The organism is Wenjunlia vitaminophila DSM 41686 (assembly GCF_000380165.1).
In the GTDB taxonomy this organism is placed as follows: Bacteria; Actinomycetota; Actinomycetes; order Streptomycetales; family Streptomycetaceae; genus Wenjunlia; species Wenjunlia vitaminophila.
In genome coordinates, this window is the sequence record NZ_KB904680.1 from 186,134 (window position 1) to 208,780 (window position 22,647).

Consider the following 22,647-nt stretch of genomic DNA (forward strand, 5'->3'; position numbering starts at 1 on the left):
TGATGTGACGTCAGGTGCGCCACAGCGCCCGCCAGCGCCGCCACCAGGGCCACCACGGTCGGGACGGCGCGGCGGGCAGCACCGCGTGCGCCGCCCCCGTCGCCACCACCACCGCGTCGGGGCGGGGCAGCGGCGTGACCGTGACCCGCCACTCGCCATCGGACACCGGTATCTCCACCCGTCGCTCCGTGCGGTAGCGGCTGCGCGGCACCCGCATGCGCTCCGGTCCGCCGCCCACCGGTTCCCATTCGACGAGCACCAGCACGGCCGGGTCCGGCCAGTCGAACGTGACCAGGGCGCGGTCCCGGACGGCCGGGTGGGTCCGTCCCGGGCGGTGCACGGTGAGGTTCCGCACCGTGCCGGGGTGCTCGATGACGACGCTCGGCCCGGACACCGCGCGGTCGCCCAGCACGCTCACCGCGGTCGCCCGCACCCGGGTGCCCGGTGGGGGCGCCAGCTCCGCCGAGGCCCCGCCGGTCCGGGGCAGCCGCCCGACCAGCTCCGAGACGTCCTCGCCCGGCCGCACCGGCCAACTCGTCCAGGGCACCACCCGTCCCTGGCCGCGGGCCGGCGGTCGGCACTCGACCCGCACCGGCCCCGCCGCGTCGCCGTGCCGCACGGTCAGCCCCTCGACCGGCGACGGCCACAGGTGCGCCGCCGCGGTGACCCGCCGGCCGGCCGACCACACCAGCTCGCCGTCCGGCCCCGGGTACCCACAGGAGACCTCGTAGTGGTACGTCCCGGGTGGCAGGGGCCGGTCGGTGAGCCCGTCGCGGTGGCAGGGCACCGGTTCGCCGGGGTGCTCGGGGTCGCCGTTCCGGCGCACCGCCCTGATGTCGGCGGCCGAGGGGTCGGCCCGCCAGCGCAGGCGCACCCCTTCGGGCACGGACTCCGCGCGGGCGTCGGCGACCTCCGGGGTCAGCACGACGGGGGCGGTGACGCGGGGCGTCCCCGCGATCCGGCCCCGGCGCACCGGGAGCACGGCGTACCGCAGCGGCTGCCCCACCGGAACGTCGCTGTCGAGGACGGCGGTCGCGGTGTCGCCCAGCGGCACCTCGACCGCCTCGTCGGTTGCCTCCCCGGGGATGCGCACCACCTGGTACCCCACACGGGGCCGCCGCTGCGGGGCGGCTTCCCGGTCGGCCCAGGTCAGGCGCACCGCCCGCCCGTCGTCCTCGACGACCACCGCGGGTGCCGGGGTGCGGTGCGGCCCGTCGGCGACCCGGACGGCGGCGCGGAGCAGGCCGGCGCGGGCCCGCGGGTCGTCGGGCGCCTGCCGGGCGGCCCTGAGCCAGGTCGCGGCCGCGGCGCGCGGGTCGGCGTCGCGTTCCCGCCGCAGGGCGTCGCCCATCAGGCGGTCCGCCTCGGCACCGCTGGCACGCAGGTCGGCGAGGAGGCCGGCGAGCCGGTGGTCCGCGGGCGCGGCGGGCAGGTCAACGGCGACCCGCAGGGCCTCGCGCAGCCGGGGGCCCGGCCAGATCTCGTTGATCGTCTCTGCGGCCGTGCGGGCGGGGCCGGCGGCGGGGAAGTCCGCGGCCACGGCCGCCGCCAGGGGGCCGGCCTCCGTGCTGTGCACGCCCAGCGCCGTGGCCGACGTCCCGGTGGGGCCGCCGGGGCCGTCCAGCAGGCGGCAGCCGAGCTGCCACAGCACCAGGCGGCGCAGCCCCATCGGATCGTCGCGCAGCAGCGTCTCCAGGGTGTCCGCGAGGTCGGCGGCGGTCTCGCCGCGCGGGTCGGCCGAGGCGCCCCAGCGGTCACGGACCCGTTGGACGTACTCCAGGTCCACCCGCCGCCAGAGGGTTCCCCGGCCGGGGAACCACAGACCGTCCAGGACGCGGAAGCCCTCGTCCGCCTGGCCGGGGGACGGTGGGGCGGCCGGGGCCCCGCCCGGGGATGCCGGCGTGGCGCGCAGGAGGTCCGCGGCGTGCCGGAACCCGAGCTCCCGCAGTGCGCGGTCAAGCGCCGCGTATCCGCGCAGGCCCGGGAACTGGGGCAGCGCCGGCAGGGGAGGTCGGGCCCGGGGGTCGGTCGCCCGCTGCCCGGGCTGCCAGTCCGCCACGCCTCACCCCTTCCTCGCGCCGCCCGGTGCGGCCGGCAGGGTGTAGAAGTACACGCGGATCACCGCGGTGGACGGACGGGCGCTGAGGTCGATGAAGTCGTCGGTCACCGTCGCCCTGGGGAACATGTCGGGCCTGGCCCGGTGCAGCAGGGAGTTGACGCGGTGCGCGTAGCCGGTCCCGTTGGAGCCGCCGCCGAAGGTCTGCACCAGCGCCGCGGAACGTCCGGACCACGGCCGGGTGGCGGAGCGGATCTGTCGGACCAGGGAGGTCTCGCTGGTGCCGCCCACCCTGATCCGACGCCACTTGCGGTCCACGGAACGCGGCCCCGCGGGGGGCCTGGACGGCGACGCCGAGGGTGTGGGCTTCCTGGCCGCGACGGGGCGGTCGGCCAGCGGGTCGGGCCGGTCCGCCATCGACACCAGGGCCAGCACCAGCAGCAGGTCGGCGAAGAGCCAGCCGGCCAGCGCGACGACGCCGAGGCGTCCGGGGCGCCGGCGGGGGCCGGGCAGCGGTCGGCTCATCCGGCCGCCCCGTCCCGTGGGGTGGCGTCGCTGACCCACTCGGACGGCGGGACCTGCACGGGGACGCCGTGGGCGCCGTGGTTGCGGGCCGCGTCGGAGGGGTGCCGGGGCCCGGGCACGGTGGTGTGGGTGCCGGTCAGTGCGCGGATGCCGGTGTCGAGCCGGGCCGCGGCGTCCTCCCAGTGGGCCGCGGCGGCGTCCCAGCGTTCCGTGGCCTCGCGCATCCCGTCCACGGCCGCGTCGGTGCGTCCGGCGCTGGCCACCAGGGCCTGGGCGGCCCGTTCTGTCGCCTGTGCCACCGACTCCGACTTCGCCGCCAACGTCTGCTGGGCGGTGGCCAGGGCCTTCAACGCCCCCTCGACCGTGGCGCCGGCCGCCTTGACCTCGTCGGCGATCCCCCGCGCCGCCGCGGCGCTGTCCGTACCGGCCCGGGTCGCGGCTGCCTGTCCCGCGCGCACCGCGGCCTCGATCCGGTCCGCACCGGTCTGGATCTTGGGTACCTCGGCGGTGAGCGCCCTGGCCGCGTTCTCCAGCGCGGTGGTGGCCCGCTCCACGGTGGACGCGGTGACGCCCAGGACCTTGTGGCTGCCTTCGGCCCTCGCCGCCAGCGCCTCCAGGCGGCTGGCCGCCTTGCTCAGTTCCCCGGCGAACTGCTGCGGTGAGGCGTTGCGGTGGGGGGCCAGCGTCACCTGTGTCCGGGTGAGGACGGACGCCAGCCTGCCCAGGAGGTGTTCGCGTTGCTGGTGCCGGTCTGCTTCGGCTCGTTCGACGTGGGCCCGTACCCGCGCGTGCACCAGGGAGAGCAGCACCAGCAGGGTGATCAGCAGGACGGTGGTCAGTGCCATGTTCTCGAACCGGCCGATGGACGACAGGTGCCCGCCGAAACCGGTCTGCCACAGTTGCAGGAAGGGCCGTGTCGCCTCCTTGGGGTTCTCCCGGCTCAGCTCCCCGTAGGCGCGGACGGCTTCACGGAGTCCGAACCAGGTCACCAGCAGCGGGATGAACACCAGGACGCCGAGCGTGGCCTCGAGGACCCGGTCGCGCGCCGGTTGGTCGCGCAGCGCCGAGCGCAGCCGGTCGAGTAACGCGCCGGGGCCCCCGGGGCGGGCGCCGCGGTGGGGTGGGGCGGCGGTCAGGCTCTCCGGGCGGGCGAACGTCTCGACCAGCTCGATCTCGGCCCAGGCGGACAGCCGGGTGTCCGCCTCCAGGTCGTCCGCGAGGGCGCGCAGTTCCTCGGCCCGCAGCTCGAGCAGCGGCTCGTCGGCGAGGCCCCTGAGCTGCTCGGCGAGCTCGTCCTTCGCCCACAGCGGCGTGTGCGTTCGTGCCTGCGACAATCCGTTCCCCCTGGTTCGCCTCGGGTTTCGACGGTGGGCGAGGGCCACCTCGCGGGACGCTTCCCCACCGGGGACGTCACCGGTGTGACGCTGGTTCCTCCGGCCGTGGTCGAGGTCCCCCGACGACCGCACCGCCCGCGGTGCGCCCAGGATTCCACGCCCCGGGCGGGCACCGGGGGTCGTTGGCGGGATCGCCCCGCCCGGGGGTCCTCCCGGGGCACGCGCCCCGGAGGCGGCCGGGCCCCTCCTCACCCGCCCAGCACGCCGCGTCCCTCACGCACCTCGAACACCAACTGCGTCTCGGTCTGCCGCACCACCGGGTGCACGGTCACGTGCTCGAGGATCAGGTCCCGCAGTTTCTCGGGGCTGGCGACGGCCGCGTGCACGAGGAAGTCGTCGCCGCCGCCGATGTGGAAGACGGTGAGCACGCCCGGGGTGTCCACCAGGGCGTCGTAGAGGTTGCGGACCAGTTCGCGGCTGTGGCTGCCCAGGCGGACCTTGATGATGGCGTGCAGGGGACGGCCGAGGGCCCGTGGGTCGATCCGCGCGTTGATGCTCGCGATGGCGCCGGACTCGCGCAGGGCGCGCACCCGGTAGGCGCACGTGGACTCCGCGACGCCCACCCGCGCGGCCAGGGCGGCGTTGGTCATCCGGCCGTCCTCCATCAGCGCGGCGAGGATGGCGAGGTCCGTGCCGTCGAGGGTTCCCGAGACGGGTTGTGTTTTCTTCGGCTGCTGACCCACCACACGCCTTCCCTTCGTGGAATCCACACCGATACTGATGCACTCAGGGGATAGCCGCAATGAGTCTTGTGAACGGTTGCGGATTCGCTGACAGTCTGGGCATGACTTCGTCGCCTCTCCAACTTGACACCCTCGCCGTGCACGCCGGCCGTGAGGACCTGACGGAACTCGGCGTCCACGCCCCGCCCATCGACCTGTCCTCGACCTACCCGTTGCCGGACATCGAGGCCGGGGGCCTGTCCTACGAGGCCATGGCCACCGGCGGGGCGCCCACCCCCGACGGGGGCGCCGTCTACGCGCGTCTGTGGAACCCGACCGTGGCCCGGTTCGAGTCGGCGCTCGCCGTGATGGAACACGCCGAGGCGGCCGTGGCGTTCTCCTCGGGCATGGCCGCGCTGACCGCGGCGGTCCTGGCGGCGCTCAAGGAGACCGGGCACCGCCACGTGCTGGCCGTGCGCCCCCTGTACGGCGGCACCGACCACCTGTTGGAGTCCGGGCTGCTGGGTGCCGAGGTGACGTTCTGCTCGCCGGCCGAGGTCGCCGCCGCGGTCAGACCCGACACGGCGATGGTCGTGCTCGAGACGCCCGCCAACCCCACGCTCGACCTGGTGGACGTGCGCGCCGTCGTCGAGGCGGCGGGCGGTGTCCCCGTCCTCGTTGACAACACCTTCGCCACCCCGGTCCTCCAGAACCCCCTGGACCTCGGCGCGTCGATGGTCCTGCACAGCGCCACCAAGTACCTCGGCGGCCACGGCGACGTGATCGCCGGCGTGATCGCCTGCGGCCAACAGGAGGCGGCGGCGCTGCGCCGGGTCCGGGCCGTCACCGGTGCGCTGCTCCACCCGTTGGGGGCCTACCTCCTGCACCGCGGGCTCGCCACCCTCCCGGTCAGGGTGCGCACCCAGCAGGCGAACGCCCAGCGCGTGGCGGCGTGGCTGGCCACCCACCCCGCCGTGGCCCGGGTGTACTACCCCGGCCTCGCCGACGACCCGCAGGACCTGCTGGGGCGGCAGATGCGAGGCACCGGGGCGATGCTCTCCATCGACCTGCGCGGCGGTTACGAGCAGGCCGTGCGGGTCACCTCGGCGGTCCGTCTGTTCACCCACGCGGTCTCGCTCGGCGGTGTCGACTCGCTCATCCAGCACCCCGCCGCGCTGACCCACCGCCCGGTCCCCCCCGAGGCCCGCCCGGCCGCCAGCCTGCTGCGGCTGTCCATCGGCCTGGAGGACCACGAGGACCTGATGGCCGACCTCGACCGCGCCCTCGCCGCGCACCGCCCGGCACCCACCACCCCCACCCCCTCCCACGCCTGACGGGGCCGGGAGCCGGTGGGTCACCGACTCCGGCCCCCGACGAGGGTGATGGCGGCGAACGCCAGGACGGCCAGGGCCTCGAGACCGGCCGCGGTCAGCAGCCCGGCGGTCAGCGACCGGGCGGCGAGCGGCCCGGCAACGGCCGCGCCGACGGCGAACCCGGTGATCTTGAGGCTGGCGCCGGTGGTGAACACCTGGCTGCGCAGGTGCTCCGGGGCCTCCCGGTGCCGCACCGCGAACAGGGCGGTGAGCTGGGGGCCCTCACCGGCTCCGGCGACGAGGACGCCCACCACGAGCAGCACCGGAACCCCGGTCGCGGCCAGCAGGAGGGCACCGGCCTGGAGCGCCGCGCCGCCCCAGACGGCCGTGTCCGCAGCGGGCGGGCGCGGGCACCGGGCCAACGCCGCGTTGGTGAGCAGCGCGGAGGCGGCGATCCCGGACAGGAGCACCGCCCCGTGGTCGGCTCCCCCCAGGGCGCGTTCGCCCAGCAGCGGCGCGCAGGCCACCAACACGCCCTGCCCCGCGCAGGAGACCACGGAGCTGACGGTGGCTCGGGCCAGCGGCCGGGTGCGCCACACGCACCGGAACCCGGCGGCCAGGTCGGCGCCGACCGACGCCGGGCCCGGCTCCCGCGCCCGGGCGGCGGGCAGCCTCCAGGCCACGGGTAGCGCGAGGCCGATCAGCACGATGGCCGTGACCACGCCGAGGGACGCCCCGCAGAGCGCGGCGACGACCCCGGCGAGCGCCGGGCCCACCAGGCTCGCCAGGTTGAACGTCATCGCGTCCAGCCCGTTCGCCCGCGGCAGCGCCTCCGGCGGGACGACCCGGGGCAGTTGTGCGGTCCAGCCGCCGGACAGGGCGGGTCCCAGCAGTCCCGCCACCACCGCCACCGCGACCGTCACGGCGATCGGGAGGCGCCCGAGGCCCACCAGGAGCAGGGCGAGCCCCGTGCCGTAGGCGGTGAGCGCCCCGGCCAGCAGCGGGCCGGGCCGCACGGCCCGGTCGAGCAGGGCGCCGAACACCGGGCCGCCGACCGCCGCCGAGACCGTGATGCCCGCCAGCAACAGCGCGGCCGACGTGGGCGATCCGGTGATCGCGAGCCCGGCCAGCAGCAGCGCGGGGCCGGACATCTCGTCCCCGGTCCTGGCCACCGCGGCGCCGGCGAGGTAGGAGCCCAACGAGTAACGCTCTTTCACCGAATTCACGTTACGCAGGTAACCCAAAATTCAGCAACAAGCGTTACATTCGTTCCATGCACTCCCCCGACGACGACTGGTCCACCCGCCACTCCGTACTGACCAACGCCAGGCGCGCCGCGGCCCTGGTCAACGTGCTGACGCCCGACCCACCCCGACCCGACGCGGTGGCCGAGGTGCTGACCGCGTACGGCGAGCGCGCGCCCGTCGAGCTCTCCCCGGACGACGTGGCGGCGATGCGCGCTGCCGCCGTGCTGCTGCGGGAGGTGTTCGCCGCGGACCACGTGGACCGCGCCGCGGAGGCCCTGAACCGTCTCCTGCTGGAGCACACCGGTCCGCTCCGCCTCACCTCGCACGGCGGCGGCACCCCGTGGCACCCGCACCTGGACAGTGACGACGACGCCCCCTGGAGCGAGTGGTTCCTCGCCTCGTCCTGCATGGCGCTGACCGTGCTGCTGTGGGAGGGCCAACGCCCTCCCGGGGCCCTGTGCGCGTCGCCCCGGTGCTCCGACGTCTTCGTCACCCGGGGCGGCGGCCCGGCGCGCCGCTACTGCTCGCGGCGGTGCGCGACCCGGGAACGGGTCGCGGCCCACCGCCGTTCCGGTGTGGGCACCCGGGAGGTCAGCGACGGGCGTGCCGGGAGGTGACCAGCGCGGCCAGCGGGGCCGGGGTGAAGACGGCGAACAGCCAGCGGGCGGCGGACTGGGTGCCGCCGACCCCGGACCCGTCGGAGAACCCGACCGTGTTGGCGAGCATCCCGGCCACGGCCGAGCCGAACGCCGTGGCGGTGAGCCGGATGGTGGTGACCGACGATCCTGCGAGGCTCTGCTCCTCCTCCGGCACCAGGCGCAGGACGCGGGTCAGCAGGTGGGGCCAGGTGATCCCGATGCCCCAGCCGAGCAGGAACAGCCCGGTGACGACCCCGAGGAGCACCGCGACCGACCCCGAGTGCACCGGGCCGACCAGGGCGAGGGCCAGCCCACCGGGCGGGACCCCGCGGTGAACAGCGCGTCGCTCCCCCGCCACGGCCGGGCACGGGCACGCGACGCGGGTCCCGCCGGAAGAAGAGCCGAACACCTGCTAACTTCTACACTGTTGTAGAAGTGAGGTGTGGGGCCGGGCACCCGCACACAGCCCGTCCCCGCCGAGACCGGGAGCGTTCATGGCCTTGTGGAGCCGCGTCAAGGAATCCGTCCAGTCCTTCCAGACCCAACTGGAGGCGAAGAAGAACGACCTGAAGAGCGGTGCCTTCCGGGACGCCAGCATGGCGATGTGCGCGCTGGTCGCCGCTGCCGACGGCGTCGTCGAGCCGTCAGAACGCCAGCGGGTCACCCAGCTCATCATCGGCAACGACGTGCTGCGCAACTTCCCGGCCGACGACCTGCAACGGCGCTTCGACGCGAACCTGGCCACGTTGACCGCCGACTTCCAGGTCGGCAAGGTCAGCGTGCTCCAGGAGATCGCCAAGGCCAAGAAGAAGCCGGCGGAGGCGCGCGCCGTCATCCAGATCGGCATCGTCATCGGCGGCGCCGACGGCACCTTCGACGCCAGCGAGCAGGCCGTGGTCCGCGAAGCCTGCTACGCCCTGGACCTGCCTCCCCACGAGTTCGACCTGTAGGACCGCGACCGGCGTCGCCCCCGCGAGCACGCGTGGCCCCGGGCGACGCCGGTGTTCCGGGCGGGATCACAGCGGGGTGGCCGCCTTCAGCACCAGGAACAACGTGACCGCGGAGTTGACCGAAGCCAGTGCCGAGACAGCCGTGCCCACCGCGGCGGTCCAGGTGGCCGGTCCCACCGCGGTGAGGACCGACGACCAGCCGCCCGCGGCAGGGGCCGGAGCCAGCAGCGCCGCCACCCGGCGCGGCACCGGTCCAGGCGCGGAGAACGCGGCCAGCGTCCCGGCCGGGGCGCCCCGCGACACCAGCGCCGCCCTGCCGATCGCCCGCGCCACCACCCGCCGGCTGCCGACCACGGCCGCCGCCTCCTCGTCCGCCCACCGCTCGACGCTGTACGCCACCGCGGTCCGCACCGGCACCAGGAACGGGTTCGCCCGGGCCGCCACACCCACCACCAGGAGGAACCGGTGGTGGCTCGACGCCAGGTGTGCCCGCTCGTGCGCGAACAGGGCACGCCGCTCCGCCCGTTCCAGGCGCGACAGCATCCCCCTTGACACCACCACCCGGCCCCGCCGCCCCGGCAGGGCATAGGCGTACGGCACGTCATCCCGGAGCACCGCCACCGACCCGGTCCCCGGCAGCCCCACCAGGGCCTGCTCGGCCCTGCGCCGGACCCTGCGGTGCTGCCACACCACACGACCGCACGCCACCAACACGGCGACGAGCGCCGGTATCGCCGCCCTCCCGGCGACCTGGTCACAGGGGACCGCCTGCCGCACCTCCGGGTCCGACCAGCCGTCCGGCAGCGGGTTGCCGGGCAACTGCGCCGTTCCCACCACCATCACCAGGGCCAGACACACCGTGCTGCACACGGCCAACACCCCCGCGGACACCGAGAGCAGCCACGTCGCGATCCGCGGGTGCAGCCGCTGCTCCGCACGCCGCGCCACGGGCCACGTCGTCAACGGCAACACCAGCGGTAGGAAGACCAAGACGCCCATGGTCGTGTCAGTCCCCCGGCTCCTTCGCCCGCTCCAGCAAGTCCCGCAGCACCTGCTCGTCGTCCGGTCGCAACGCCGTCACGAACCGCGCCAGCACCGCGCCCCGGTCGCTCTCCCCGTCCAACACCCGGCGCATCCGCAACGCCGCGACACCCGCCCCGTCCGCCGCCGTCCACACGAACGACCGCCCCGCCTTCCGGCGCGTCACCGCGCCCTTGGCCAGCAGTCGGGTCAGGATCGTGACCACCGTGGTGTAGGCGGGGGAACCCGCCAGCCTCTCCCGCACCCACGCGGCACCCACCGCTCCCGGTGCCCCCCTCAGCACCGCCAGTACCTCGGCCTCCAACTCGCCCTGCCCGCGCCGCCGCGGGCGACCCGCGTCCCCCACGCCGTCTCCTCCCACCCGTCATCCCGTTCGTCCCCGTCCGCCACCGGGCGACACATCGTAGCCAGCGCCCTCGAGGGAAACGCTTCTCCGGCTACAGGTCGCCGGCCCCCACCGCGGGTACCATCACCGAACTCGCAGCCGTCGATCGAGCTCGCGTGCGGAGAGGGGACCGCGGTGGGGGGTGTGGACCGGCGGTTCCGCGCCCTCGTGGCCGCGCACGCCGTGTCCAGCTACGGCAACTACCTCAACCTGATCGCGCTGAGCCTGTTCTCCTACGAGGTCGCCGGCACCGCGTTCGGGGTCGGCGCGGTGATGGCGTTACGCCTCTTCTCCGGGTTCCTCGCGGGTCTCGTGGCCGGGGGCCTGTTGGCCAGGGCCACCCGCAGGACCGTGATGGTCTGCACGGACGTCGCACAGGTCACCGCGATGGCCGTGCTGGCCATGACCGCGTCGCACACGCCCCCGTGGCTGTTGGGCTGCGCGGTGGTGGTCATGGGCGCGGGGAACACGCTCTTCAACGTCTCCCTGCGCAGCGCGGTCCCGGTCATGGTCGGCCAGGAGGCCCGTGCCCGGGCGAACGGGCTGCTGGTCGCGGCCCGGTCCTGGGCCACGGTGCTCGGCTTCGCCTCGGCCGCGCCCGTCATCGGCTTCGGGGGCTACGCCACCGCGTTCGCCGTGAACGCGGCGAGCTTCGCGGTGTCCGCCGCGGCGCTGCTGGTGCTGCGCCCGCGCACCGACGACCGGGGGGCCGCCGGGGGCGAGGTCCCCGGCCCGTCGGCGGAGCAGGGCGCGGGGGCGTCGTCCCGCCCGGCCGCGGGCGGGCGCCCGGGGCTCGCAGCACTGGGCGTTCCCGCCCTCCTGGCGGGGATGATCGCGCTGAGGGCCCTGGACGCCCTCGCCTCCTCCTCGCACAACGTCGCCCTGCCCGTGGTCGCGGACTCCAACGGTTCCACCGACCCCGCGGTGTTCATGACCCAGTTCTGGGCGGCGTGGGCGGTGGGCACGTTCCTCGCCCAACAGGTCCTCAGGCGCCGGACGGACTCGTCGGCGTGGGGAGCGCGGGCGTTCGCGGTCGGCACCTGCGCGATGTCGATCTCCTTCGTCCTGGCGTTCACCGGGCTGCCGGCCGTGGCGCTGGTGCTGGCGTCGGTGTCCGCCGGGTTCGCGGACGGCTGCACGGAGATCGTCTACACCTCGCGCCTCCAGGCCACCCCCGACCGGCAGCGCAGCCGCCTGTTCGGGCTGTCCGCCACGGCGGAGACCTCCGGGTTCACCGTGGGAACGGTGAGCGCGGCGGCGGCCCTGGAGGCACTGCCCGCCCTGGTCGTGGTGGGTGCCTTCCACGGAGTCGCGGTGTGCGGGGCGCTGGTCCTGCTGGCCCTGACCACCGTCAGCGGGGGCACGGCGCCGCCCCGTTCGTCCACGAGCGCAGACGAGGGAGAGGAGTCACATGGAACGCGTCCAGGGGCAGGCACTGTGCCGGGGGCCTGAGCCGGACCGCACCGAGGACGACCCGCCCAACGCGGTGCGGGCGCTGCTGCGGGCCGCGGGCTCGGCCCCCGACGCCGCCGTCACCACCGTCGCCCCGGACGGTTCCGTGACCCAACAGCGGTACCCCGAGCTGCTGGAGCGTGCCCGACGGCTGCTCACGGGGCTCCGGCAGCGCGAGGTGCGCGCGGGTGACACGGTGGTGCTGTGCGGGCTCGGTCTCGACGAGTTCTTCCCCGCCTTCTGGGCCTGCGTCCTCGGCGGCGTCCGCCCGGTGGCCATCGCGGAGCACCCGGTTCCCGGCTCCCCGGCGCTGGAACGCCTGCTGCACACCTGCGCGTTGCTCGACCGGCCGCTGGTCCTGGGTGACGCCGCCGACGCGGCGGCCCTGGCCGGAGCCGGCCCACGGGTGCGGTACGCGCTCGCACGGGACTGCGTGGCCGACTCGCCCGCGCAGGACCACACCGAGCCCGACGGGTCCGACACCGCGCTGCTCATGCTCTCCTCCGGCAGCACCGGTGTCCCCAAGGCCGCCCGGATCACCCACGCCGGCCTCGCGGACTTCGCCGCGAGCACCCGGCGCATCCTGGACGTGCGCCCGGGCGACACCATGGTGAACTGGCTCCCCGTCGATCACAGCGGCGCCTTCCTGCTGTACCACCTGCTGGCGGTCTTCACGGGATGCACCAACGTCCACGCGCCGACCGAACGGGTCCTGGCCGAGCCGCGGCGCTGGCTCGACCTCCTCGAGCGGCACCGCGCGCAACACAGTTGGGCGCCGACCTTCGCCTACCAGCTCGTCGCGGACGCGGTCGCCGAGGAGCCCGACGCGCACTGGGACCTCAGCGGCCTGAAGTCCCTGCTGTGCGGGGGCGAGCAGATCGCCCTCCCGGTGCTGCGCCGCTTCCTGCGGGCAACGGCCGGGTCCGGCGTCCGTGAGGGGCACATCGTCCCGGCGTGGGGGATGGCGGAGACGGTCACCGCCATCACCTACGGACGGCTGGACCGGCCCGGCACCGTCCACCGCCTCCTGAAGGACAGCCTGGGCGGGGACCTGCTGCGCGCCGACGCGAACACACCGGAGAGCGCGTGCGTCACCTTCGTCGCGGCGGGATCTCCCGCACACGGCGTCGTCCTGCGCGTGGTGGACGACGCGGGGGAGCCGGTGCCCGGCGGCCGGGTCGGCCGGCTCCAGGTGCACTCCCCCACCCGCCTGACGCCCGGCTACGTCAACGACCCCGACGCGGACGCGGCGGCGTACCCCACGGGTCACCACTGGCTGGACACCGGCGACCTGGCCTTCCTCGACGGCGACCAGGTGGTGATCACCGGCAGGCGCAAGGACGTGATCGTCCTCAACGGGCACAACGTCTACTGCCACGAGGTCGAGGAGGCCGCGACCGCCGTCGCCGGGACCCGCGCGGGAGAGGTGGCCGCCTGCGGCGTTCCCCGGCCCGACAGCGGCACCGAGGAACTGGCCGTGTTCTTCGTGAGCCGCGGCCCGGAGGAGGACGCCAGGATCGCCCGGGAGGTGCGGGCCGCGCTGTTCACCCGGCTCCGCCTCACCGCCGCCCACGTGCTGCCCGTCCCCCCGGGCGAGTTCCCGAGGACCCCCGCGGGGAAGGTGCGCCGCGCCGAACTCCGCGAGCGCCTGCTCGGCGGCGGCCCGGGGAGCGGTCCCGCCGCGCCGGACACCACGGACCCCACCGACGTGGCGCAGGGGGTGCGGGACGAGGTGGCGGCCGTGCTCGGCCGCCCGGTGGGCGCCCACGTGCCGTTCTACGAACTCGGCCTCACCTCCCCCCTCCTGGTGCGGCTGCGGGCCCGCCTCGAGCGGCGGTTCGCGACGCCGGTCCCGCAGACCGCGCTCTTCGAGCACCCCACGGCCGCCGCCCTCGCCGCGCACCTGGCCGGCGTCCCCGGGACGGCCCAGGGGCACGGGGCCACGGAGCCGGCCGGGAGCCCCGACCGGGCCGACCGGCGGATCGCGGTCGTCGGGTTGTCGTTGCGTTTCCCCGGCGCCAACTCGGTGGAGCGGTTCTGGGCCAACCTGCGGGACGGCGTGGACAGCGTCCGGGTCCTCGACGAGCGGGACCTCGCGGCGGCGGGCCTGACACCGCGGCAGCGCACCGCACCCGACCTGGTGCCCGTCGCCGGCGTCCTCGACGGCGTCGAGGAGTTCGACGCGGAGTTCTTCGGCATCAGCCCCAGGGAAGCCGCACTCACCCACCCCGCGCACCGGTTGTTCCTCGAGTGCTGCCACGAGGCCCTCGAGGACGGCGGGTACGCGGCCAGCGAACCCGGAACCAGGGTCGGGGTGTTCGCCGGCTGCGGCATGAACCTCTACGACCACCAGCACCCCCACCCGGCCGGCACCCACGGCGGCGCGGCCGACCCCGCCGAGGGCATGCAGGCGGCCATCGGGCAGCAGCCGGACTTCCTGGCGTCCCGCGTGGCCTACCGGCTCGGACTCACCGGCCCGGCCGTCGGCGTGCAGACGGCCTGCTCCACCTCGCTGGTCGCCGTGCACCTCGCGGCCCAGGCCCTGCTGAGCGGTGACGCGGACCTGGCACTCGCGGGTGCCGCGGCCGTGCACGTCCCGCAGGAGACCGGGTACCGCAGTCAGCCGGGGTCCGTGCTGTCCCCCACCGGGCGCTGCCGGGCGTTCGACGCGGAGGCCGACGGGACCGTGGGCGGCAACGGGGTGGCCGCCGTCCTGCTCAAACGCCTGGACCGGGCGCTGGCCGACGGGGACACGGTGCACGCGGTGCTCCTGGGTTCCGCGGTCAACAACGACGGCGCGGGCAAGGTCGGGTTCAGCGCGCCCGGCGTCACCGGGCAGGTCGAGGTGGTGCGCGAGGCGATCCGCAGGGCGGGGGTGCCCGCGGAGACCATCTCGTACGTGGAGGCGCACGGCACCGGCACCCGCCTGGGCGACCCGGTGGAGCTCGAGGCGCTGGGCCGGGCCCTCGGCGAGGGCACGCGGCGCACCGGGTTCTGCACGGTCGGCTCGGTGAAGCCGAACATCGGGCACCTCGACAGCTGCGCCGGGATGGCCGGACTGATCAAAACGGTGCTGATGCTCCGGCACCGCACCCTGGTGCCGACCCCGCACCTGGTCCGGCCCAGTCCCGAACTCCGCCTGGACGGCGGGCCCCTGGTGCTCGCCCGCGAGCTGCGGCCGTGGCGGACCCCGGACGGCGTGCCGCTGCGGGCCGGGGTCAGCGCCCTCGGCGTCGGCGGCACCAACGCCCACGTGGTGCTCCAGGAGGCCCCGGCGCCGTCCCGGCCCTCCGCGGCGGTGTCCGGGCCGCCCGTGCTGGTCCCGGTGTCGGCCAACGACGCGCAGGCGCTGGCCGAGTGGACGGACCGGCTCCGTGCCCACCTGCGCCAGCGGCCCGAGCTCCCGGCGGCGGACGTGGCGGCCACGATGGCGCTCGGCAGGCCGCACCGCGCGGTGCGGGCGGCGGTGGTCGGCCGGACGGCCGGGGAGCTGGCCCGGGCCCTGGAGCAGCACGCCGTCCGCGGCCCGCTGGGCCCGCTGGCGTTCGCCTTCCCCGGGCAGGGCAGTGCCCGCCGCGGCATGGCCAGCGGCATCCACGCCGCGTTCCCCGCCGCCCGGAAGGTCCTCGAGCGGTGCGAGCAGGTCTACGCCGACGAGTTCGGCGGCACCCTGCTCCCCCTCCTGCTGGAGGAGTCCCCGGACACCGGAACGGACACCTGGCCCACGGAAACCGCCCAGCCCGCCCTGTTCGCACACCAGTCGGCGCTGGCCGCGGTCCTGCGCTCCGCGGGGGTGCGCCCCGCGCTGCTCCTCGGGCACAGCGTCGGCGAGTACGCGGCGCTGTGCGCGGCCGGGGCGCTGACGCTGGAGGACGGCCTGCGGCTCACCGCCTGGCGGGGGCGTGCGATGCACTCCGACTGCCCACCGGGCGGCATGCTCGCCGTGCGCGCCGACCGGGACCGGGCCGAGGGCGTCGCCAGGGCCGCCGGCGTGGTCGTGGCCGCGGTCAACGGGCCCCGCGCCCAGGTCCTTTCCGGTCCGCCGGAGGCACTGCGGGAGGCGGCGCGCCTCCTGGACCGGGAGGGGCTGCGGTGGCGGGCGCTGCCGGTGGACCGGGCGTTCCACTCGGCGGCGATGGAACCGGCGCTCGGCCCCTTCCGCGCGTACGCCGAAGGGGTGCGGTACCGGCCGTTGGAGGTCCCCGTGGTGACCGCCGCGGACGGCGAGCTGCGCCCGGAGGGCTGGACCGTTGACGTGGACCACCTCTGCCGCCAGGCGCGGCGGCCCGTCCGCTTCGACCTGGCCGTGGCCGCGGCGGTGGGGCGGGGCTGCGCGGACTTCCTGGAGGTCGGAGCCGGGGACACCCTCGCCGGGATCGGCCGCCACTGCGCCCCCGGGAGTCGGTGGCTGGGCGGGCAGGGCAGCGGGCCGCGGGGGGCCGACCAGGTGGGGGGGCTGCTGGAGGGACTGGGATCGCTGTACCGCGGCGGCGCCGAGCTGGAGTGGCGTGCCATCGTCCGGGGCGGCGGCAGGGTCCCGCTGCCGGGGTACCCCCTGCGGCGGCGGCGCGTCGAGCCGGTCGCGGGCCCCCTCCCGAGGGCCGCCACCCCGTCGGAGCGCGCGCCAGGACCACGGCGGGAAGGGGAGCGGGACGCGCAGCGGGAGACGGCGCCCCGGGAACCGCTGGATACGGTGCCGCAGCACCTGCTGGACACGGTCCTGGAACTGACCGCGGACAAGCTCGGGACCGCGGTGGCGGACACCCGTCCCGACAGCTCGTTCTTCGAGCTGGGCGCGGACTCCCTCGCTCTGATGGGCATGACCGCGGAGCTGGAGCGGCGGTTCGGGGTGCGCGTCCCCGTCCGGGAGCTGTTCTCCACCGCCGACACCCCGCGCAGGCTGGCCGCCCGCCTCGCGGTGCGCGGCGGTGACCCGAACGGGCCCGCCCCCGACCCCGCGGGGGAGCCGGTGCGGGCCGGGCGCGGGACGGTGGAGCGCGGCGGCGAACCGCAGCACGGACCGGAATCCCGGGACGCCCACCCCGCGGCCCCGGCGGCCGAGCCGGCGGCCGATGGCGGCACGGGGCTGCACGAGCTGTTCGGGCGTCAACTGGGAGTGGTGGAGCAACTCGTGGAGCAGGTGAGCGGGGTCATCTCCCGCCAGCTCGACCTGCTCTCGTCACGGGCCGCCCCACCCGGGGCCACCGCGCCGGACGTCCCCCGCCCGGCGGTTCCCGTCCCGGTGCCCCGGCCCGCGGCCCCGGCGCACCCGGAGCCCGCTCCCCCGCTCGACCCGGTGGCGGCCCCTGCGGCCGGCTGCGACCTCAGCCTGTACTTCTTCGGTGACTACCCGCAGGAGGCGGGCCACGACAGGTACGCACTCATCATGAGGGCCGCGGAGTTCGCCGACCGGCACGGGTTCCACGCCCTGTGGTTCCCCGAGCGGCACTTCAACTCGTTCGGCGCGCTCTTCCCCAACCCGTCGGTGCTCGCCGCCGCCCTGGCGGCCACGACCAGCCGCATCCGGCTGCACGCCGGCTCCGTCGTGCTGCCGCTGCACCACCCGGTCCGGGTCGCCGAGGAGTGGTCGGTCGTGGACAACCTCTCCGGCGGCCGGGCCGGCCTGTGCTTCGCCAGCGGCTGGCACGCCACGGACTTCGCGTTGGCCCCCGAACACTTCGGCCGGCACCACGAGGTGATGTACGAGCAGTTGGCGACCGTGCGCCGGCTCTGGTCGGGGCAGCCGCTCACCCTGAACGGTGGTGACGGCCAGCCCGTCGAGGTCCACCTGCACCCGCGCCCCGTGCAGCGGCAGCCGCCGATGTTCGCAGCCGTGGTGGGCAACCCGGACAGCTACCGCCGGGCCGCCGCCAACGACCTGGGTGTGGTCACCAACCTGATGACGCAGACGGTCGAGCAGCTCACGCGGAACGTCGCGCTGTACCGGCGCACCCGTGCCGAGCACGGCCTGGACCCCGCGGCGGGCCGGGTGGTGGTGCTCGTGCACACCTACCTCGACGACGACGCGGAACGGGCCCGGGCCGAGGCGTACCGGCCGTTCGTGTCCTACCTGCGCTCCTCGCTGTCCCTCTTCGACCAGGTCACCAACAGCCTGGGCCTGGAGGTGGACCTGGACGGCGCCCCCGAGGAGGACGTGGAGTTCGTGCTGGGGCGGGCCTACGCGCGCTACTGCGCCTCCCGCGCGCTCATCGGCGACCCGGACCACGCCGCCGCGACGGTACGCCGGTTGGTGGAGGCCGGCGCGGACGAGGTCGCCTGCTTCGTGGACTTCGGCGTCCCGGCGGAGAAGGTGCTCGCGGCCCTGCCGGTGCTGGACCGGGTCCGTCGCGGCCAGGAATCCGGGGAGCGGGAACACCCCGGGGCCCGCGAGCGGTCCCCGGCCCGGGAACCGTCCGAGGCCCGGGAACCGTCCGAGGCGCCGGGGCGCGCCGCGGACCCACCGGCCGTCCCGGAGCCGAGGCGGACACCGCTGTCGCCGGCCCAGCGCCGCATCTGGTTCCTGGAGCGGCTGCACCCGGGCACCAGCGCGTACCACGAGCCGAAGGCCATCCGGCTGGACGGGCCGCTCGACGTGGCGGCGCTGCGGTGGGCGCTGCGGCGGGTGGTCGACCGGCACGTGTCGCTGCGCACGGTGTTCCGGGAGTTCGACGGCGTCCCCTACCAGGAGGTCCTGGACGACGTACCGTTCGCGTGCCCGCTCGAGGACCACACCGGGGCGTCGCAGGAGGAGGCGCTGCGCGGCGCCCTGGAGACCGAGGGGCGGCGGATCTTCGACCTGGGCACCGGCCCGCTGGTCTCGGCGCGCCTGCTGCGCCTGTCGGCCAACCGGCACCTGCTCTTCCTGCTGGTCCACCACATCGTCTTCGACTCCTCCTCCACGGCGGTGCTTGCGCGCGACCTCGCCGCCCACTACCGTGCCTGGCCGCACGGCGAACCCGCGTTGCCGTCGCTGGGCGACCCGCCCCCGGTCGAGGAACCCGACCCCGCCTCGCTCGCGGAGTCCCTCGCGTTCTGGCGGCGCGCGCTGGACGGCGCCCCCGAGCTGTCCCTCCCCACCGACCGGCCGCGCCCCGCGGTCAGGTCCGGCGCGGGCGCCAGTCACACCCACGCCCTCGACGCCGAACTCGTCGGCAGGCTGCGGGCGTTCGCCGCCGCCCACCGCGCCACCCCGTTCATGGCCCTGACCGGCGCCGTCTGCGCGGTCCTCGGCCGGTTCAGCGGCCAGCAGGACGTGGTCGTCGGCACCGCGGTCGCCGCGAGACCAGCGGGTGCCGAGCACCGGGTCGGCCTCTTCCTCGACACCGTGGCACTGCGCCTGGACCTCACCGGCGACCCGGACTTCCCCACGCTGCTGCACCGCGTCCGGGAGGCCAGCACGGCGGCGTTCGAGCACCGGGCCGTCCCCTTCGACGAGTTGGTCGCCGCGGTCAACCCAACGCGCGTCCCCGGCCGCAACCCGCTCTTCCAGGTGCTGGTGGAGTACGAGAACGAAGGCGAGGTGGAGTTCGACCCGCCGCGGCTGACGGCCACGCTCCTCGACGTGCCGAGCGCCCGCGCCCCGTTCGACCTGAGCGTCTACCTGACGCACCACGCGGACGGGGTGCGGTTCATGGTCGAGTACGACACGGACCTGTTCGACGAGGGCACCGTGCGCCGGTTCGTGGACTACGTGGAGCAGGTGCTGCGGCGTGCCCTCGACGCTCCCACCGCCGCGCTGCCCGCGCTGACCGCGGTCACCGACGCCGACCGTTCGGCCCTGGCGCGCCTGGGCGGCCAGGACCTGCCGTCCCCGGCCGGGGGCACCCTGCACGGCCTGTTCGAGGAGCAGGCACGCCGGACGCCGGACGCCGCCGCCCTGGTCAGCGACGGCGGGCGGGTCGGCTACCGGGAGTTGGACGTCGCCGCCGACCATCTCGCGCGGCGGCTGCGGGCCCGCGGCGCGGTGCCGGGCGAACGGGTCGCGGTGCTGCTCGACCGGGGCCCCGACCTGGTCACCGCCCTGCTCGGGGTGCTCAAGAGCGGGGCCGCCTACCTGCCGCTGGACCCGTCGGTGCCCACGCCGCGGCTCGGCGCGCTCCTCGACGACGGCGCGCCGGTCCTGCTGCTGACCAGCCATGCGGTGCTCGCCCGGCACCCGGGGCTGGCCGGCCGGCCCGGGTGCCTGGTGGACGGGGTGGCGGACGCGGACGACACCGCCGCCGCGGTCCCCCCGGGGGGCGGTGCCGGGCCGGACGACCCCGCGTACTGCATCTACACCTCGGGTTCCACCGGACACCCCAAGGGCGTGGTGGTGCCCCACCGGGGTCCGGTCAACCTGGTCCGTGGGCACCTGGAACGGCATCCGGCGCTGCGCACCCTCCAGTGGACGTCGCCCGCGTTCGACGTCAGCGTCCAGGAGATCTTCACGACGCTCGCCTCGGGGGCGGCGCTCGTCCTCATCGACGACGGGGTCCGGCACGACCCCGCCGCCGTCGTGGAGGCGGTGCTGCGGCACGGGGTGGAGCGGGTGTTCATGCCCCGCACACCGCTGAAGTACCTGGTGGAGACGGACCCCCGGATGCCGTCCCTGCGCGAGCTGTTCTCGGCGGGCGAGGCGTTGCAGCTCACCGGGGCGTTCCGTCGTTTCCTCGCCGCCCACCCGCGCTGTGCCCTGTTCAACCAGTACGGGCCCACGGAGGCCTCCGTCATCGTCACCTCCCACCGCGTCGATCCGGGCGGCGAGGAGTGGCCACCGATCGGCACCCCCGTGCCCGGGGCGCGGATCACGCTGCGCGACGCCGCGGGGCGTGCGGTGCCGGTGGGCGCCGTGGGGGAGATCCACATCGGCGGCGTCCCGGTGGCGCACGGCTACCACGCCCGGCCCCGGGAGACCGCCGCCGCGTTCCTCGACGACGGTTCGGGGTCTGTGGTGTACCGCACCGGGGACCTCGGGCGCTGGCGGACGGACGGAACGCTCCAGTACTGCGGGCGGGCCGACGACCAGGTCAAGGTGCGGGGACACCGGGTCGAACCCGCCGAGGTGCAGGCGGTGTTGGCCGCGCTGCCCGGGGTGCGCGACGCCGCCGTGGTCGCCCGCCGCGACCGGCACGGCGAGGCGGAGCTCGTCGCCTACGTGGTCCCCGCCGCGCCCCTGGACGACCTCGGCGACCTGCGCACCGCGCTGGCGGCGGAGGTCCCGGACCCCCTGGTGCCGCGTCGCTGGGTGAGCCTGGAACGGCTGCCGGTGAACGCCTCCGGCAAGCTGGACCGGGAACGGCTGCCCGCACCCGACGACGGGTCACCGGCACCGGACACCGACGCGGGCCCCGTCACACCGTTGGAGAAGTCCCTGCATGAGCTGTGGTGCGGGGAACTGGGGCTGCGCCGGATACCGGTGAACCGGTCCTTCTTCGAGCTGGGCGGCCACTCCCTGAGCGCGATCCGGCTGCTGAACCGGATGGCCGGGGAGCTGGACCTGGCCCTGCCCATGGCCGACTTCTTCCGCGGTCCGACGATCCGGGGCGTCGCCGCCCGCTACGAGCGGCCCGCGCCCACGGCCCCGGTGGTGGACACCGTTCCGACGACCTCGGCGTTGCGCAGGTTGTGGCGCCGGCACCACCAGGTCGCGGACCCGGCCGTCTACAACGTCGCCCACCGCGTGGACCTCCACGGCGACCTCGACCCGCGGAGGCTCACCCGCGCCCTGGAACTGCTGGTGGGGCGCCACCACGCGCTGCGCAGCAGGTGCGCGCGGCGCGGGGAGCAGTACGTGGTCGAGGTGCTGGCCGAGGTGCCGGTGGACCTGCCGGTCACCGACCTGTCCGCACGCGCCGGGGACGACGAGTTCGTCGAACGGTGGTGCCGGGACCAGGCGTCCCACGCGTTCCGGATGGACCACGCACCACTGTTCCGCTTCCGGCTGGCACGGCTGGGACCGGACCGCTGGGTGCTGGTGACCGTCCTCCACCACGCGGTCTGTGACGGCTGGTCCCTGGGCGTCCTGTGGGGTGAGCTCGAAGCGCTCTACAACGCCCAGGACCGCGGCGACGGCGACCCGCTGCCCCGGCCCGCCGTGCAGTTCACCGACTGCGCCCGCGCCGAGCACCGGATGAGCGGTGAACGCCGGGCGGAGCTCGAACGGTTCTGGCGCACCGAACTCCGCGGGGTGCCGCTGCGCCCGTCACTGCCCTGCGACGGGCCGCGCCCCGAGGCGCTGTCCGGCCGGGGTGACCTGTGCACCTGGGTCCTCGACGGTGACGCGCCGCGCCGGGTCGTGGACACCGCCAACCGCCTCGGCGCCACCCCGTACACCGTGCTGGCCGCGGCGTTCGCCACCTGGCTGGCGGGGGTGTGCGGCGGGCCCCCCGACGTGGTGCTGGCCGCGTCGAGCGCCAACCGGCTGCGGCCTGAGCGGTCGGACGTGGTCGGGCTGTTGGGCGACGCCGTGCTCCTGCGCGCCCGGCTCGACGGGGCGGGGACCTTCGCCGAGCTGGTGGCGCAGCTCGGCTCCACCCTCTTCACCGTCCTGGACCACCAGGAACTGCCGCTGACCGAGGTGGTGGAGCTGGTCTCCCCCGGGTCCGCGGACTCGCTGTTCCCGACCGTGCTGTTCACCGTGGTCACCACTCCCCCGCCCGCGTTGCGGCTGCGGTCGGTGTCGGCCTCGGTGCGGGGACTCCCCACGTCGGGCGTGGCGCGGAACGAGCTGTACGTCGTCCTGACGCCGGGCGACGACACCATCGCCGTCGACTTCGAGTACTCCACGGACCTGTTCGCGCGCACGACGGTCGAGGCATGGGGCATGGCCTTCACCGACCTGCTCCTGGAGGCGACGAGGGACCCGGGGCGTTCGTTGGGGTACCTGTGCGACGCGGCCGGGGCGTCCGGGGGGACGAGCACTCGCAAGGCCCGTCGGGGGCGGGTCCACGGAGAGTCGAGCGAGAGGGAGTGACACCCGCGGAGCCCGGACTTACCCTGCTCATTG

General features: G+C 75.7%; 13 protein-coding genes. 5 read left to right on the plus strand and 8 right to left on the minus strand.

All coding sequences use genetic code 11. The annotated features are described in order from the left end of the window. Positions 1-10: 10 nt before the first annotated feature. From A3IG_RS0117610 to A3IG_RS0117625, 4 genes are all read right to left on the minus strand, one after another. Positions 11-2,059 carry a hypothetical protein gene (locus A3IG_RS0117610; protein WP_026220372.1) on the minus strand — a complete coding sequence of 683 codons (2,049 nt, stop codon included), beginning with the start codon at positions 2,057-2,059 and terminating at the stop codon, positions 11-13. A gap of 3 nt (positions 2,060-2,062) precedes the next feature. Continuing rightward, positions 2,063-2,581: a hypothetical protein gene (locus tag A3IG_RS0117615; RefSeq protein ID WP_018384905.1), complete on the minus strand. Its 519-nt coding sequence runs from the start codon at positions 2,579-2,581 to the stop codon at positions 2,063-2,065. Further along, entirely contained in the window at positions 2,578-3,915 is a 1,338-nt protein-coding gene (locus A3IG_RS0117620; protein ID WP_018384906.1) for a hypothetical protein, read from the minus strand. The genes A3IG_RS0117615 and A3IG_RS0117620 overlap by 4 nt, the downstream gene beginning before the upstream one ends. Positions 3,916-4,163: 248 nt before the next feature. Next, positions 4,164-4,658 (minus strand): Lrp/AsnC family transcriptional regulator, encoded by a 495-nt coding sequence (locus A3IG_RS0117625; protein WP_040911827.1) that lies wholly within the window; start codon positions 4,656-4,658, stop codon positions 4,164-4,166. Positions 4,659-4,759: 101 nt separating this feature from the next. Between A3IG_RS0117625 and A3IG_RS30175 the strand changes: the two genes are divergently transcribed. After that, the gene (locus A3IG_RS30175) at positions 4,760-5,971 is read left to right on the plus strand and encodes a trans-sulfuration enzyme family protein (RefSeq protein ID WP_040911830.1); all 1,212 of its coding nucleotides are present in this window, start codon (positions 4,760-4,762) and stop codon (positions 5,969-5,971) included. A 20-nt stretch (positions 5,972-5,991) separates the two neighbouring features. On the opposite strand, the gene A3IG_RS0117635 is transcribed toward A3IG_RS30175, so the two are convergent. Continuing rightward, positions 5,992-7,167 carry an MFS transporter gene (locus A3IG_RS0117635; protein WP_040911763.1) on the minus strand — a complete coding sequence of 392 codons (1,176 nt, stop codon included), beginning with the start codon at positions 7,165-7,167 and terminating at the stop codon, positions 5,992-5,994. Positions 7,168-7,223: 56 nt separating this feature from the next. On the opposite strand from A3IG_RS0117635, the gene A3IG_RS0117640 reads away from it, so the two are divergent. Next, entirely contained in the window at positions 7,224-7,814 is a 591-nt protein-coding gene (locus A3IG_RS0117640) for a CGNR zinc finger domain-containing protein (RefSeq protein WP_018384910.1), read from the plus strand. On the opposite strand, the gene A3IG_RS0117645 is transcribed toward A3IG_RS0117640, so the two are convergent. After that, positions 7,789-8,193, minus strand: coding sequence for an MFS transporter (locus A3IG_RS0117645; RefSeq protein ID WP_018384911.1), 405 nt, complete (start codon positions 8,191-8,193; stop codon positions 7,789-7,791). The two genes, A3IG_RS0117640 and A3IG_RS0117645, sit on opposite strands and share 26 nt — an antisense overlap. A gap of 136 nt (positions 8,194-8,329) precedes the next feature. On the opposite strand from A3IG_RS0117645, the gene A3IG_RS0117650 reads away from it, so the two are divergent. After that, positions 8,330-8,785, plus strand: coding sequence for a tellurite resistance TerB family protein (locus tag A3IG_RS0117650; protein ID WP_018384912.1), 456 nt, complete (start codon positions 8,330-8,332; stop codon positions 8,783-8,785). A 66-nt stretch (positions 8,786-8,851) separates the two neighbouring features. On the opposite strand, the gene A3IG_RS0117655 is transcribed toward A3IG_RS0117650, so the two are convergent. After that, a complete protein-coding gene (locus A3IG_RS0117655; protein WP_018384913.1) occupies positions 8,852-9,784 on the minus strand; it encodes a M56 family metallopeptidase in 933 nt (310 codons plus the stop codon). Positions 9,785-9,791: 7 nt separating this feature from the next. Next, complete coding sequence (locus A3IG_RS0117660) at positions 9,792-10,172, minus strand: BlaI/MecI/CopY family transcriptional regulator (RefSeq protein WP_018384914.1); 381 nt, start codon at positions 10,170-10,172, stop codon at positions 9,792-9,794. Between the two features lie 174 nt (positions 10,173-10,346). Here A3IG_RS0117660 and A3IG_RS0117665 point away from each other — a divergent pair, with 174 nt between their 5' ends. Then, positions 10,347-11,663 (plus strand): MFS transporter, encoded by a 1,317-nt coding sequence (locus A3IG_RS0117665; RefSeq protein WP_018384915.1) that lies wholly within the window; start codon positions 10,347-10,349, stop codon positions 11,661-11,663. Continuing rightward, a complete protein-coding gene (locus A3IG_RS30180; RefSeq protein ID WP_018384916.1) occupies positions 11,623-22,614 on the plus strand; it encodes a hybrid non-ribosomal peptide synthetase/type I polyketide synthase in 10,992 nt (3,663 codons plus the stop codon). Before A3IG_RS0117665 ends, A3IG_RS30180 begins: the two co-directional genes overlap by 41 nt. The last annotated feature ends 33 nt before the right edge of the window (positions 22,615-22,647 follow it).